Consider the following 14,568-nt stretch of genomic DNA (forward strand, 5'->3'; position numbering starts at 1 on the left):
ACTATGTTGAATATTAGGAGACTCCCGAATCGTGTTCGGAATTATTTACAGCAAAAAATTCTTCGTAAAATAGCAGCAAATATTCGATATAAATTAATGTTCCTGTTGTTATCTGTCATGATTGTCCCGTTACTAATCCTAATAATTTTCTCCATCAATGTATCTCAACGAAATTATGAAAAAGAAGTGATCAGTTCAAATGAGTCGAGAATCGTTTTAGCTGGCAAATATGTGGATGAAAAATTAAAAGAAAGTGACAAAATCTTATTTGCTAGTTTAATTGACGAGAAATTAATACCTAGTATAAGTCAAACCAATGATGAAAATGTACCATTGAATTTTAGTACATTAAACTATATAAAAGACAAATTATATTCGATTTACTATAGGAATGAGCATCTTGATCGTTTCTCAATTTATGCTAAAGAAAAAGGTACAGTCTACTCTATAACAGAAGAAGATTTTAAAGTATCGAAAATAGCTAATCTTGAGGGGACAAACTGGGCAAAGTTAGGGGTCAATCCACACTATATTTTTGATACTAGAGGTTCTAAACAAAATTTTTCACTAACCAGAAGTATTATTCGATTTGAGGATCGAAAAATGGTAGGCGGAGTATCTATAGATGTTAATTGGAATATAGTCGATAGTGTTATTGAGATGTTGAAATCAGAAAAAGACAGCTCTGTTTATTTATTAAATAACCAAGGACAAATCGTTTATAACCCTAACACTAATAAAGCACCAGCTGTTGATTTACATAAAATAACGAAGCAAATCAATAACAGTAAAAAGGATGCTTATTATCTAAAATCTAAAAATGGTTATATTTTCTTTCAAAAGGCATTTAACAATAAAGTGGCCATTGTAAAGGTTATCCCTAAAACTATCATAATGAATGGTGTAACTAAGACATTGGTTTATGCCATTATCATAGGTGTTTTTTCTATTATACTAACAGTATTTTTATCTATTTTTATATCATTAAGAACGACTAGGCCTATTATTCAATTAGTGGATGCAATGCATGAGGTCGAGGAAAATAACTTTAACGTAAGAATTGAAACCGATCGTAATGACGAGATTGGCCTGCTTGAAAAAAGATTTACATCAATGGTTTTTCGAATTAATGAATTAATAGAAAAAGAGTACAAAAGTGAAATTGCCACTAAAGAGGCTCAGTTTAAGGCGCTGCAGGCACAAATTAATCCCCATTTTCTCTATAATACCCTTCAGTTAGTTGGAGGAATGGCAGTGGCCCATAATGCGGAAAGTATTTACAGGGTCATCAGTGCACTAAGTGATATGTTCCGCTATATAACTGGAAAGCAAGGCGATATGGTTCTAATAGAAAATGAAATCGAACATATAAAAAATTATCTATATATTCAAAATCAACGGTTTGATGGCAAAATCGAAACGGATATTTTTGTAGAGGAAGGTACCGAAGGATATAAAATTCCAATGCTGACGATACAGCCGTTGGTGGAAAATGCATTTATTCATGGATTCGAACAAAAAGTTGGAAATTGGAAACTATCGGTTGAGGTGCAAAAAGTATTCGATGAAATAGAAATAACCATTACAGATAACGGAGTAGGAATACCAGAGGAGAAATTGAAATATCTCCTTGACCAAATCAATAAATTTTCCCAGCAATTGAATACAAGAGGAAGCATAGGAATTAAAAATGTTGCCGCCAGGATTGGATTGTATTTCGGCAATGAATACGGTCTTGATATTTCAAGCGAATTAGGTATTGGAACACAAATAGTTATAAGAATTCCCGCGCGGACGCTACTGGAGGTATAAAATGATAAAAACATTAATTGTTGATGATGAAAAATGGACAAGAGAAACGATCAAAATGTTTGGAAAATGGGAGTTCTATGGAATCACAGCTATAAAGGAGGCACCTGATGGACAGGAAGGATTGAAGTTAATTGAACAATGGACCCCGGACATTGTCATCACGGATATGAAAATGCCAGGTGTAGATGGTATGGAATTACTTCGAGTTGTAGCAGAACGTTACCCTCAGATTAAACTGATTGTGGCAAGCGGCTATGATGATTTTAACTATATGCGCCAGGCGATTCGCTCGAAAGTAAATGAGTATCTATTAAAACCGATCAATGCAGACGAATTAAATCTTACCTTAGAAAAATGTACGAAGGAGATTGAAAGTCAACTAAGGTCCTATTTGAAACCTTTTTCCTTTTTAAATAAAGATATATCTACGTTAATTATAGATTATAAAAAAACGATTGTATCTTTTTTGGATGAATTAAATATAGAGGGCTTTGAAAATAGTATGCAGCGTTTTTTCAAAGAATTAAAGAAAATCGGTCGGATTGACAACAATGCCCTTGCAAAGATTGAACACGAGTTTATTCTAATTTTAGAAGAGCTAATGATTAAGAATAATTGTAATGTCTTAGATGTGTATAACAATGAAGAATTAATCTATGATAGCGGCCTTTCACTGGATTTAATCATGAAGAAACAACAGGAATTAGGAAAACGTTATATTGAATATATACTCCAGTTTAAGAAACGAAAAGGTAGAGTCGATTTGAAGGAAATTAAAGAGTATATAGAACGAAATTTTGCAGAATCTCATATCTCATTGGATGTGTTGGCCAACAAGTTTTTTGTTAGTAAAGAATACTTAAGCAAAGCGTTCAAAGCTATGTATGAATGCAATATCACAGAGTATATTGTGAGCAGACGAATGGAATATGCGAGAAAATTGATAGAAGCAAATGAACTTCAAATTAAAAGCATTGCCCAAATGGTGGGGTATGAGGATCTTTCTTATTTTTATCGTGTGTTTAAAAAGTACTTCAAAATTTCACCCGGAGAAATGAGGCAAGGTTAAAAAAGTCCAAATGTAAGCGCTAATATTTTCAATATTCTTAACTGAGAGAAGTGACTATGATTAAAGTGTAAGTTAAAACTTTAACAGGGGGCCACAAAAATGAAGAAAGCGATTTCGTCTGTGCTTAGCGTAATGCTGGGTATTGGTTTGTTAGCGGGTTGTAGTTCAAATGATACTGCTTCAAGCCAAAATGACACAAAGGCGTCAAAACAAGTTGAACTTAAGGTTTTCATTGGACAACCACGATTCAAAAAGCAATATGAAACATATTTTGATCAGTTTGTTAAAAAAGAAAAACAAGATAAAAACATTGATGTCAAAATCAAATTGGAATTACCAAATGTAAACCAAGCGTCACAGCTTTTAAAAACCAGATTAGCTTCAGGTGATAGCCCTGACATCTTTAGTCTGCATGCAATAAATGATATCCCGCTTTTTAATAAGGCAGGTTATCTAGAAGATTTATCAAAGGAACCGTTTGCTGATAAGTTGTATGACACAGTTAAACCAGCTGTAACCACAACCGACGGAAAAGTAGTAGCAGTTCCACTAGAGACTCTTCAATGGGGATACTTATACAATAAGAAAATCTTTAGTGACTTGAACTTAAAAATCCCACAAACAATGTCCGAAATGAAGGAAACTGTTAAAGTACTAAAACAACATAATATTACACCGTTTTTGTTAACTTATAAAGATGCTTACATCCCGCAATTATTTTTACCTCTTACTGTAGGTGGGGACATCAGTACAACTACACCTGACTTTATTAAGGATATGAATGAAGGAAAAGGATCTTTCAAAGATGTAAAAGACTTGTTTAATGTCATGGATTTAGTCAATGCAAACGGAACAAAGCGTGCATTTGAGAACGGACAAGATCAAGGTGCTTCTGATTTTGCAAATGGCAAGGCTGCGATGTGGGTACAAGGTCCATGGATGGCTGATTCTATTGTAAGTGCAAATAAAGACTTTGAATTTGGAGTTGCACCACTGCCTATTAATGATAATCCTAAAGCAACTTTATTGAATTTGAGTACATCAACATCACTTGCTGTTTCCAAAATGAGTAAAAACAAAGCTGTGGCAAAAGATCTAATCAATTATATTCTTGATGATAAAGATTCCAGTGATTTCTATAAGAGTCTTGGATTTAATGCCGTCTCAAAAGTTCATACATTTGAACCATTCCCGTGGTTAAAAGAATCATCTGATTATGTTTCACAAGGAAGGGCTTACCAGGACCCTGCAATACCATCTGCTGTTAAAGACGAGTCGCAAAAATTATTCCAAAGTTATCTTGCAGGAGATGTATCCAAAGCGGATGTCATCAAAGGGTTGGATCGTGCCTGGGATCAATTCAATAAAAACAATAAGTAAATTGATCATGATCAGCCAAGGATAAAGGCAGCTCTACAGCTGTCTTTATCATTATCAAAAATTAACTGTCAGTGAGGTGGGTGCAATGCCACAGTTAGGGAAACAAAGCAATCAAATCGCTATAAACCAGGTTCAACCGAAAATAAACTCTAAAAGCACCTTAAGTTTAAAAAAACAAAAAGGTACTCTTAGTCTACTATTATTTGTTCTTCCGGCTTTTATCTTTTATTTTGTGTTTTTGTTGATTCCAACGGTTGGGGCAGGTTTTTATAGCTTTACCGATTGGAATGCATTATCGCAAACCTTTCATTTTGTTGGTCTTAGTAACTATATTGAAGCGTTTAAAGATGACCCAGATTTTCGTCATTCCTTTTTCTTTACTTTAAAATATACGGCGTTCATGTTTGTTTTCCAAAATGTAATCGCGTTACTTCTAGCACTTTTTATTGAAACCCGGGTTAGGACGAAAGGATTTTTTCGAACGATATTCTTTATGCCAAATATGTTAAGTTTGATTATTAGTGCGTTAATGTTTTCCTTTATTTTTTCAAATGTTCTTCCGGAACTATCGAAAAAAGCCATTTTTCATCTTCTTGATCAACCATGGATCGGTGACGCAAAAGTGTCCTTCTATTCTATCCTAATCGTCTCATTGTGGCATGGGATTGGCTATATGATGGTCATTTATATGGCAGCACTGCAGGGTGTACCGTCACACCTAAAAGAGGCGGCCATGATTGATGGAGCAAATCCATTCCAAAGACTTATTCATGTAACGATTCCAATGATTATGCACGCGATTACCATTTGTGCTTTCTTAACATTGAATGGTGCCTTCAAAGTGTTTGATGTTGTTTATGCACTCACTGCAGGCGGACCGGGAAGATCGACACAGGTAATGGCCCTTAATATTTATGAAGAGGCATTCTCCAATAATTTTAGATATGGTTATGCCAATGCAAAAGCAATGATACTCTTTCTGATTGTTTTAGTGATTACATTGATCCAAGTCAAAGTGTTGAAAAAGAAAGAGGTGGAAGCATAATGAAAAGACTATACGGAGTAGCGGCTACTCTTATTCTAGCAATTTTTGCGGCCATATCGTTTTTCCCTATCTACATGGCTTTTATTAATTCCTTTAAAACACAAGGAGAAATTTTTAAATCCGTTTTAAAGCTGCCAACTAAATTGCATTTTGAAAATTATACAGGTGTATTTGAGCAGCTAGATTTATTTCATAGCGCCTGGAATACAATCCTTGTCACGGTAATAGGATTAGCAGGCATTGTTATATGCGGTTCCCTGGCAGGTTATAAATTAGCTAGGACTCCAGGGAAATTAAGTAATTTTATCTTTACTTTATTCCTAGCATCAATGCTTGTCCCTTTTCATTCTATTATGATTACCTTAACCAAAATTGCAAAAGGGTTACATGTACAGGGGTCTATTTATGGATTAGGGCTTATCTATATTGGGCTTGGGGTTAACATGGCCATCTTTTTATATCACGGTTTCGTTAAAACCATCCCAAAAGAGCTAGAGGAAGCGGCAAGAATTGATGGATGTAATGACTTTCAGATCTTTACGAAAATCATTTTTCCTCTTCTAAAGCCAATCACAGCGACCATCCTTATTTTAGATATCTTGTGGCTATGGAATGATTTCTTATTGCCATTGATTATGTTGACAGATGTGAATAATTATACCTTGATGTTATCCGTTAACATGTTATTTGGCGAATACAACAGTGATTGGCCTAAAATTCTTTCAGGGCTTATTATTACGGCACTGCCTGTTGTCGTGTTCTATGCGATTTTCCAAAAATATATTCTTAAGGGAATTGCAGATGGTGCGATTAAATAAAGCAATTGGTTAGCACAAAGTAGGAAGGTGAAAAATGTTATGAAACAATTGTTATACGGAGTTGCGTATTATGATGAATACATGCCTTATGAACGATTAGAAAAAGATATTGAGATGATGAAAGAGGCAGGGATTAATGTTGTCCGTATCGCTGAATCGACGTGGAGCACCCATGAACCGCAGAATGGGGTGTTTGACTTTTCTTCAGTGGACCGGGTACTGAATGCCATGCACAGTGCGGGAATCAAAGTCATTGTTGGGACACCAACCTATGCGATCCCAACTTGGATGGTGAAAGAACATCCAGATGTCTTGGCAATTACCCCAAAGGGACCGGGAAAGTATGGGGCTCGTCAGATAATGGATATCACCAATCCAACTTATCTTTTTTATGCCGAACGGATTATCCGAAAATTGATTGGACATGTAAAGGATCACCCAGCCGTAATAGGCTACCAGACGGATAATGAGACAAAGCACTATGACACTGCGGGTCCGAATGTTCAGGTATTATTCGTTAAATACATGAAAGAACAGTTTAAAACACTAGATAATATTAACAACCTTTTTGGTCTTGATTACTGGAGCAATCGTATTAATAGTTGGGAGGATTTCCCTTCAGTTGTTGGAACAATAAATGGCAGTTTAGGATCAGAGTTTGCAAGATTTCAAAGACAGCTAGTAACGGAGTTTCTTTCCTGGCAGGTTTCAATAGTTAATGAGTATAAACGTCAGGACCAGTTTGTTATGCAAAACTTTGATTTTGAATGGCGCGGTTATTCCTACGGGATTCAACCAAGAGTAGACCATTTTGAAGCGGCTAAGGCATTTGATATTACTGGAGTAGACATTTATCATCCATCACAGGACGATTTAACCGGAATTGAAATTTCTTTTGGCGGAGACGTAGCTCGCTCTACAAAGGGAACCAATTATCTTGTTGTTGAAACCGAAGCACAAGCATTTACCCATTGGGTGCCATATCCGGGGCAGCTAAGGCTTCAGGCATTTTCTCATTTAGCTTCAGGAGCTAACATGGTCGCCTACTGGCATTGGCATTCTATTCACAACTCGTTTGAAACCTATTGGAAAGGGCTGCTCAGCCATGATTTTGAACCCAATCCTGTCTACAATGAAGCAAAAACAATCGGCAGAGATTTTGAAAGACTCTCTCCACATCTAGTAAATCTGAAGAAAAATAATAAAGTTGCTATATTAGTTAGCAATGAATCATTGACGGCTCTCGATTGGTTTAAATTTAATTTTTCTAGTTCCAAAAATTACAATGATATTGTTCGAATGATGTATGATGAGCTTTACAAAATGAATATTGGCTGTGATTTTGTTCATCCATCTAGTGATCATTTTGAAGACTATGAGATGATCATTGTTCCAGCCTTGTATACTGCTCCTGACCGCTTGCTAGAGCGATTAAACGAGTTTGTTAAAAACGGTGGTCACGTAATATATACGTTCAAGAGTGGATTTACGGACGAACATGTAAAGGTAAGAACGACTCCGCAGCCTGGTATTATTAATGAGGCATGCGGAATATATTACAATATGTTCGTTGAACCGAAGAATGTTTCCTTAACAGATGATCCTTTCCAGGTTGGCCAAGAAAATAATACGGTGGAAACTTGGATGGAACTACTAACACCAACCACGGCAAAAGTATTAGCATATTATGATCACCCGCATTGGGGAAAGTATGCAGCTGTCACAGAAAATCAGTATGGTAAAGGACTAGCAACCTATATTGGTTGTATGCCTAGTTCAGCGATCATGCAAAAGATATTGGAGCATGCCATAAAAAAGGCGAATCTGTGGGGAGTAGACCAAGAGCTCGCCTTTCCGTTAATCGTTAAGTCGGGGATAAACCAAGAAGGAAAGCATGTTCATTATTACTTTAATTACTCAGAGGTTCCAAATTCTCTAAGGTATCCCCATAAAGACGGTGTCGAATTGTTAACTCATAGTACTGTGACTAAGGCGCAAACATTGGACGTAGAGCCTTGGGGAGTCCTTATTATAGAAGAGCTGTAAAATCTATGCATGGTTCTGTTGTTAGTGATTGATGTTTAATGAATTAACATGTAAAGGCAACTAACCTATTATTTTGGGTAGTTGCCTTTTTTGATATGTCAGTCCTTATTTTTAATATTGTTCTTAAGTTGAATCTCTTTTACCTTTTGGTGTTGCTCATCAGGCCACCATGCCCCGCAATCGTCAGATACAACACAAGCCGCACATTTTTCCAGATTATAGACTTTCATTCCGGTAATAGGAGGGGAATACAGATGGAGTGTGACCAAGTCAGTCTGATTAGAGGCTTGCATTTTATGGATGGCATTTTTCGGGGCATAAAAATATTTCCCTTGATGGTGATACTCACGAAACAATTCAGCAGGTAAGCCAGTCCCGCTCATCTCATAAACTGAATTAAGGGAAGTACCAGAAAGGACTTGTATCCAGCCATGGGAATTACCATGATCATGAGGGGTACATTCCAGATGAGACCAATTCATTACGAGCATTTCTACTTCCTCATTTTTGAAAAGAAGTTTACGATTATATGGTTTACCCAGGGAAGGTTCTGGCAAGTCATCAAAATCCTTAAGTTTTATATCTAGTTTTAATAGAGCATCCTTTAACTGTGCTTTAGAGGGCTTTTTTAAGGTATCTAACACATTCTTTATTCTACTTGTCAAAGTCATATGCGCTCCTCCTATGGACGATTATTCTTGAAGAAGCTGAACAACAGAGGCACTAGCTGACCATTAACAATAATGACTCCAATTATAATTATGATTCCTCCGGCAGCACTTATGAATAAAACTTTTTCCTGTAAAAGCAGAACGGCAGCAACCAATGTTGAGACAGGCTCCAAATACAGAAACATCGAAACCTTGGATGCCTCTAAAACTTCCAGCGCCTTCCCCCAGTACCAATAAGCAATTCCGGAAACAAAAACACCCAGAAACAACATATGTGACCATTCTGTATGATTCAAAAGTGAAAGGGATACCCATCCCTTGCTGCGTATGATAAATGGTGTAGTCAGGATCAAGCCTATTAAACTCATATAAAATGTCACCAAAAGAGGCGGATAAGGAATTCGCAAGCTTTTTAATAGTACCGAATAAACAGCCCAATTCAACGTGCTCATTATCATTAGGAAAAATCCTATATTTATGGAGAATTGAAAGGAATGTCCACTTCTTGTCGATGTAACTAGAAGGACTCCTGTAATTGCCAGCACCATTCCTACAGCCCTTGTTATGGTCATCTTTTCGTGCAAAAAAAGAATGGATATGATGACTGTAAAGATAGGGGATAACGAAATTAGCCATCCTGCAGAAGAAGCATTGATGGTTAATAATGCTGTCGCCTGGAGTACTTGATGGACGAATACTCCAAGAATGCCAAGTACTATTAAATGGGGGAGATATTTAATAGAAACGAGTAGCCGGATACGCTTTAATACTAATAATAAAAGTAAAAACAAGGCTCCTATGCCAAAACGAAGAACAATGATTGAAAAGGGGTCAAGTTTTTCTAGCACCGCCTTCGTGGATACAAATGAAACTCCCCAAAAACTAATTGATATCAATGCATAAAGTGACGCAGATAATCTTGATCTATTAAAAGGCAATAGTTGCACATTCCTTTCAAAAATAATAGATATTTAAATCTTATGCTTATCTAAAAAAATAATGTGTAATCTGTAAGTGGGATTATTGAACAGTATTTAAACGAAATGAAATATTTAAGTTTTCAAGAATACGGCGTAATTGCCCATCTATTTGGCTGAATGGACAATGATGTTTTTTTCAATTTCAAATACTATTAAATTAAATCAAGAATTTACCACAGAAAAGTTCATCGTAAAGCGGTTACATACCGGTTTTACTTTATAAACATTTTGGAGGTGATTTTGATTATTTTAAATAAACCTGGATGATGACAGATTGATAACTGCAGCTTATAAGCACAGTAATATACCATTTTGAAAAGTCTACCAAACTTCAAAGGAGCTTTTAATAGAATTTCTATAAATGGAGGAAATGAAGATGAAATTAAAAGTAGGGATAGTCGGTGTCGGTAATATCGGCAGCATTCATGCATCTGTTTATAAAGAAAATCCAAACACTGAAATTATAGCAGTCTGCGATATTGTGAAAGCTAAAGCAGATCAAGCTGCGGAAAAGTTTGGCGGGCAGGCTTTCTACAGTGTCAACGAAATGCTAGAAAGTGGAATTCAACTTGATCTTGTAAGCGTATGCACAAAAGGAGAAGAAAATGGCGGTGAACATTTTACCCCAACAATTCAATTGTTGGAAGCAGGCATACCTGTGCTTGGTGAAAAGCCAATTTCAAATGATATAAAAGAAGGAATCCAAATGGTTGAACTTGCGAAGAGAAACCGTATTCCTTATGCCATTAACCTTAATCATCGATTTACACCAGCTGCTGAAAGAGCCAAAGAATGGATTGAAAATGACCGGCTTGGCAAAGTTCATATGATTAATATGAGAATGTGGATTAACAATCCTGTTGAAAGCTCACCATGGTTCCATTTGCGTGCATTGCACCCGCATTCTTTCGATGTTATCCGATATTTCTGCGGTGATGTCAAAAGAGTAGCTGCGTTTATGATGAAAGGAGAAGGCCGCTCCATTTGGTCCAATACGCAAATTCTCCTTGAATTTGAAAATGGCGCCATTGGTAATTTAGTAGGAAGTTATGATGCCGGAGCTAGCTATGGTCTAGAACTTTGTGAGGTAGTCGGTTCAAGAGGCCGGTTTGTCTTGGAGGACGCCTGTGAACAACTATCTTTTTATCCTCGTCATAGTATTGAGACAGAAAATTACAGCTATCTAGGTGGAATGCGTAATTTTAACGAAACGTTTAAAAGTCGGATCAACTCTTTCGTCGACCAGCTCCTTTCTGGTGTTACCTATGATCAAGTAAATGGATCAGGTGAAGATGCCCTTAAAGCACAGTTGATTATCGAAGCTGCTATTGAATCTTGGAATACTGGAACCATTGTCGAAGTGAAAAATTTGGAGCCAATAACAGGAGGGCTAAAATGATTAAACTAGGTGTAAATTCAGTATTATTTAAGGATTTTGATTTTGCGACCGCGGCAAAGCACATAGCGTTAGCAGGTTATGATGGAGTGGAAATTGCGGCTATTAAAGGTATGTGTGAACATCTTGAGCTTGACCGATGGAAAGAACAAGCTGTTGAAATACGTTCCATAGCCGACCAATATGGCCTTGAGTTATTGTCAATGGAAGTTGCCTCGCTTGATGAAGACCGTCTAACAAAGGCATTTGAGGCTGGAGCAGAGATCGGAATTCCAATTATTAATGTAGGTCCTGGAGGGAAGGCAGGAGTTGAAGAGGACCTTCTACAATCAATCGAAAAACTTAATCTCATGTCTATGAAGGCAGAAACGTATGGCTTAACACTTTGCGTGAAAGCACATGTTGGAAATGCCATTTACAATACGCCAACTACATTGCGAGCAATGAATGAAATTTCTTCACAGGCCTTTGGAATCGATATGGATCCTAGCCATATTTATCGGGGCAATGAAAATCCTGAGGAGGAGCTTCCTAAAATATTAAATCATGTGAGACATATTCACATTCGAGATTGTCGAGGACGTGCAAAAGGGCCAGGAGAGATTCAAAATCAGGCTTGCGGCCGCGGGGACATTGATTTATACGGTTATTGCCAAGCGTTGGTTGATGGGAATTACTCTGGTCCAGTTTGTTTGGAAGTAATTGGAGCAAATCAACACTCATTAGCAGAGGTGTCTATAATAGCAGCAGAAAGCTATGGCTATTTAAATGCTTGCCTAAAAACCCTAGGTGCCAGGTCAAAAAATCTTGTAAAGAAAGGATAGGTAAGCAAAGCATGAAAAAAGCAAATGTGATACTTTTTGGCATTGACAGTTTAAGAAGGGATCGAATGAGCTCTTATGGATATCATCGCTTAACAACTCCTCATATTGATCAAATAGCCAAAAGTGGAGTGTTATTTGAAAATCATTTTAGTCCAAGCATTCCCACCACCCCAGGTTATGCTTCGATGTTGACAGGCATGGATTGCTTTGGGACAGATGTTGTTGCGTTAAGGCATAATGGACCCCTGGGAGATCATGTGAAAACACTTGCTGAAATTCTTGGGGAGAGCGGGTACAACACCACTTGTGTGGGATTTACAGGGAATCCATCGGCACGAGGATTTCAAAAGTATCTTGACTATGAAGCTTGGCAGCCTGATGAAACTAATAGATGCCCTAAGGCGGGAAATTTAAATGATGTGACAATTCCTGAATTGAAAAGACTTGCAGAAGAGGATCAGCCATTTTTCTTATTTTTAAGACATATGGATCCCCATTCTCCTTATTTACCGCCAAAACCATATGAAAAAATGTTCTATGGTGGTAATGAGAAGGACCCTGACAATGACTCCTTGAATGAAATGTATAATTTTAAGCCATTTGCTGATTTTTTAAGCTCATGGATCCCGGAAGGCTGTACAGATTCTGAATATGTAGATGCCCAATATGATGGAGCATTAGCCTATATGGATGCATGTATTCAAAATATTCTGGCGACTGTTGAATCATTGGGTATCGAGGAAGAAACCTTAATTATTATGACTTCGGACCATGGTGAAACGCTAAACGAGCATCAATGCTGGTACGATCACCACAGCCTATATGAACACAATTTAATTGTACCTTTAATATTAAAATATCCAGGGAAATTACCTGAAGGAAAGCGTTTTTTAAATATATCACTAATTAAGGATATCACTCCGACAATTCTTGCCTTGCTTGGTATCGATTCTTCCATTCCGTTTGATGGGCAAAATCTTCTTCCATTGATCAATGGAAGGAAGGAAGAAATGGAGCATGTGTCTGAATTTTACATTACTGAGTGTACATGGATGCGAAAACATGGCTGGCGGACACCAGAGTGGAAACTTATAAGAGCACTTGAACCTGATTTTCATTTTAAACCTGAAATTGAACTATATAATTTGATTAAGGATCCAAATGAACTTGAAAATGTGGCTGAAAAAGAACCACAGATGGTTAATCTTCTTTTGGGAAGAATGGATGCCTACATTGCGAAACGAGAAAGGGAAACAGGCCGTACGAATCCAATGTATACAAATTTGAGCTGGCACGGACTTGAACGGGGACCATTTAAAACGTCTGAAGAAGCCTACGAATCCTTGTACATTGGTTCCCTTAACACTGCACAGAAACTCCAGGAAAAACAGAAAGAAGAACCAATCGTTCAGATAGAAGAAAGTATACGCAAGTAAAAAAAATGCTTCGAGGGGATTTCCCTCGAAGCATTTATAACTTGAAAAGGGTGATAAAACATGCTTAAAGCAGCGGTTGTTGGAGTTAATAATATTGGTAAGAATCATTGCCGTGCCTATCAACAAAATAAGGACGTCCAATTAGTGGCTGTCTGTGATTTAAATAGAGACTTAGCAGTTACAGTGGGACAAGAATTTGGTGTTAAAGCATTTACGGATATAAAAACGATGTTCGAAAAAGAGGAAATTGATGTGGTTAGTATTGCCACAGGTGGTCAGGAAAAGGGGTCACACCATTACGAACCGGCGATGATTGCAATGGAAGCGGGGAAGGATGTATTAGTAGAAAAACCTCTTTCTAATAAAATTGAGGAAGCGGGGGAATTAGTTGAATATGCGCGTAAAAAAGGGGTACGTTTGGCTTGCAACCTTAACCATCGTTTTGTGCCGGTCGCTTATCGAGCAAAAGAGTTAATCAATGATGGCAGTCTTGGGACTTTGCTTTTCGTTAATATGAAATTAACGATTGGCAATCCGATTGAATCAAGCCCTTGGATTCATATGAGAGCGCTTCACCCGCATTCTATTGATGTCATGCGTTACTTTGCCGGTAACATTAAACGAGTTCAGTCGTTTATGACAAAGGCACCTGATCGGACTGTATGGTCAACAGCTTCTATTAATCTTGAATTTGAATCTGGTGCTGTCGGGCACTTAACCGGTAGTTATGACATGGATAACATTCACCCTATCGAATCTTGTGAAGTAGCGGGTAACAAAGGACGATTTATTATTGATAATGTCTTTGAAAGTTTATCTTATTATCCGCATAGAAAAAATGAAATAACAGTAGTTCGAAACTCGATATTGACTGGAATGAATGGTTTTAACGAGACCTTTAAAGAGCGGATTAACAAGTTTGTCAGTGAGATAAAAAATAATATCCATCCAAGTGAAATTATGGGTTCCGGTTTAGATGCTTTAGCTGCTCAGGAGGTCATCGAAGCGGCCATTCGTTCCCAAATGGAGAACGGTGCCGTCATCGATGTTCCCAAAATAAAGGAACAATTCATTTATTAAAAGGTGATGAA

General features: G+C 37.2%; 12 protein-coding genes. 10 read left to right on the top strand and 2 right to left on the bottom strand.

Translation table 11 applies throughout. The features are described from left to right. Nucleotides 1-3: 3 nt before the first annotated feature. The 6 genes from M3226_RS03445 (at nucleotide 4) to M3226_RS03470 (ending at nucleotide 8,170) form a co-directional block, all read left to right on the top strand. Nucleotides 4-1,812: a cache domain-containing sensor histidine kinase gene (locus M3226_RS03445; RefSeq protein WP_251562613.1), complete on the top strand. Its 1,809-nt coding sequence runs from the start codon at nucleotides 4-6 to the stop codon at nucleotides 1,810-1,812. A gap of 1 nt (nucleotide 1,813) precedes the next feature. After that, nucleotides 1,814-2,881 (top strand): response regulator transcription factor, encoded by a 1,068-nt coding sequence (locus tag M3226_RS03450; RefSeq protein WP_251562615.1) that lies wholly within the window; start codon nucleotides 1,814-1,816, stop codon nucleotides 2,879-2,881. Nucleotides 2,882-2,980: 99 nt separating this feature from the next. Next, nucleotides 2,981-4,261, top strand: a complete 1,281-nt coding sequence (locus tag M3226_RS03455) for an ABC transporter substrate-binding protein (protein ID WP_251562617.1) — start codon at nucleotides 2,981-2,983, stop codon at nucleotides 4,259-4,261. 85 nt (nucleotides 4,262-4,346) lie between these two features. Further along, entirely contained in the window at nucleotides 4,347-5,306 is a 960-nt protein-coding gene (locus M3226_RS03460; RefSeq protein ID WP_251562619.1) for a carbohydrate ABC transporter permease, read from the top strand. Then, nucleotides 5,306-6,124 carry a carbohydrate ABC transporter permease gene (locus M3226_RS03465; RefSeq protein WP_251562621.1) on the top strand — a complete coding sequence of 273 codons (819 nt, stop codon included), beginning with the start codon at nucleotides 5,306-5,308 and terminating at the stop codon, nucleotides 6,122-6,124. The genes M3226_RS03460 and M3226_RS03465 overlap by 1 nt, the downstream gene beginning before the upstream one ends. Nucleotides 6,125-6,163: 39 nt before the next feature. Then, nucleotides 6,164-8,170, top strand: a complete 2,007-nt coding sequence (locus M3226_RS03470; RefSeq protein WP_251562623.1) for a beta-galactosidase — start codon at nucleotides 6,164-6,166, stop codon at nucleotides 8,168-8,170. Nucleotides 8,171-8,268: 98 nt separating this feature from the next. Here M3226_RS03470 and M3226_RS03475 read toward each other — a convergent pair whose 3' ends face one another. Further along, nucleotides 8,269-8,841 (bottom strand): cysteine dioxygenase, encoded by a 573-nt coding sequence (locus M3226_RS03475; protein WP_251562625.1) that lies wholly within the window; start codon nucleotides 8,839-8,841, stop codon nucleotides 8,269-8,271. An 11-nt stretch (nucleotides 8,842-8,852) separates the two neighbouring features. Then, nucleotides 8,853-9,788 (bottom strand): DMT family transporter, encoded by a 936-nt coding sequence (locus tag M3226_RS03480; RefSeq protein ID WP_374110535.1) that lies wholly within the window; start codon nucleotides 9,786-9,788, stop codon nucleotides 8,853-8,855. Nucleotides 9,789-10,197: 409 nt separating this feature from the next. Here M3226_RS03480 and M3226_RS03485 point away from each other — a divergent pair, with 409 nt between their 5' ends. Genes M3226_RS03485 through M3226_RS03500 form a run of 4 tightly spaced genes read left to right on the top strand, consistent with a single transcriptional unit; the run spans nucleotide 10,198 to nucleotide 14,557 of the window. Then, nucleotides 10,198-11,220, top strand: a complete 1,023-nt coding sequence (locus tag M3226_RS03485) for a Gfo/Idh/MocA family protein (RefSeq protein ID WP_251562629.1) — start codon at nucleotides 10,198-10,200, stop codon at nucleotides 11,218-11,220. Continuing rightward, nucleotides 11,217-12,041 (top strand): sugar phosphate isomerase/epimerase family protein, encoded by an 825-nt coding sequence (locus tag M3226_RS03490; RefSeq protein WP_251562631.1) that lies wholly within the window; start codon nucleotides 11,217-11,219, stop codon nucleotides 12,039-12,041. The genes M3226_RS03485 and M3226_RS03490 overlap by 4 nt, the downstream gene beginning before the upstream one ends. Nucleotides 12,042-12,052: 11 nt before the next feature. Continuing rightward, nucleotides 12,053-13,477 carry a sulfatase family protein gene (locus M3226_RS03495; RefSeq protein WP_285857714.1) on the top strand — a complete coding sequence of 475 codons (1,425 nt, stop codon included), beginning with the start codon at nucleotides 12,053-12,055 and terminating at the stop codon, nucleotides 13,475-13,477. A gap of 60 nt (nucleotides 13,478-13,537) precedes the next feature. Then, nucleotides 13,538-14,557 carry a Gfo/Idh/MocA family protein gene (locus M3226_RS03500; protein ID WP_251562635.1) on the top strand — a complete coding sequence of 340 codons (1,020 nt, stop codon included), beginning with the start codon at nucleotides 13,538-13,540 and terminating at the stop codon, nucleotides 14,555-14,557. Nucleotides 14,558-14,568 lie beyond the last annotated feature (11 nt).

Source organism: Neobacillus cucumis, assembly GCF_023715505.1.

Bases quoted from the DNA above. Each gene is read 5' to 3' on its own strand.
- M3226_RS03445 (WP_251562613.1), top strand. From the start codon at position 4: ATGTTGAATATTAGGAGACTCCCGAATCGTGTTCGGAATTATTTACAG.
- M3226_RS03450 (WP_251562615.1), top strand. From the start codon at position 1,814: ATGATAAAAACATTAATTGTTGATGATGAAAAATGGACAAGAGAAACG.
- M3226_RS03455 (WP_251562617.1), top strand. From the start codon at position 2,981: ATGAAGAAAGCGATTTCGTCTGTGCTTAGCGTAATGCTGGGTATTGGT.
- M3226_RS03460 (WP_251562619.1), top strand. From the start codon at position 4,347: ATGCCACAGTTAGGGAAACAAAGCAATCAAATCGCTATAAACCAGGTT.
- M3226_RS03465 (WP_251562621.1), top strand. From the start codon at position 5,306: ATGAAAAGACTATACGGAGTAGCGGCTACTCTTATTCTAGCAATTTTT.
- M3226_RS03470 (WP_251562623.1), top strand. From the start codon at position 6,164: ATGAAACAATTGTTATACGGAGTTGCGTATTATGATGAATACATGCCT.
- M3226_RS03475 (WP_251562625.1), bottom strand. From the start codon at position 8,841: ATGACTTTGACAAGTAGAATAAAGAATGTGTTAGATACCTTAAAAAAG.
- M3226_RS03485 (WP_251562629.1), top strand. From the start codon at position 10,198: ATGAAATTAAAAGTAGGGATAGTCGGTGTCGGTAATATCGGCAGCATT.
- M3226_RS03490 (WP_251562631.1), top strand. From the start codon at position 11,217: ATGATTAAACTAGGTGTAAATTCAGTATTATTTAAGGATTTTGATTTT.
- M3226_RS03495 (WP_285857714.1), top strand. From the start codon at position 12,053: ATGAAAAAAGCAAATGTGATACTTTTTGGCATTGACAGTTTAAGAAGG.
- M3226_RS03500 (WP_251562635.1), top strand. From the start codon at position 13,538: ATGCTTAAAGCAGCGGTTGTTGGAGTTAATAATATTGGTAAGAATCAT.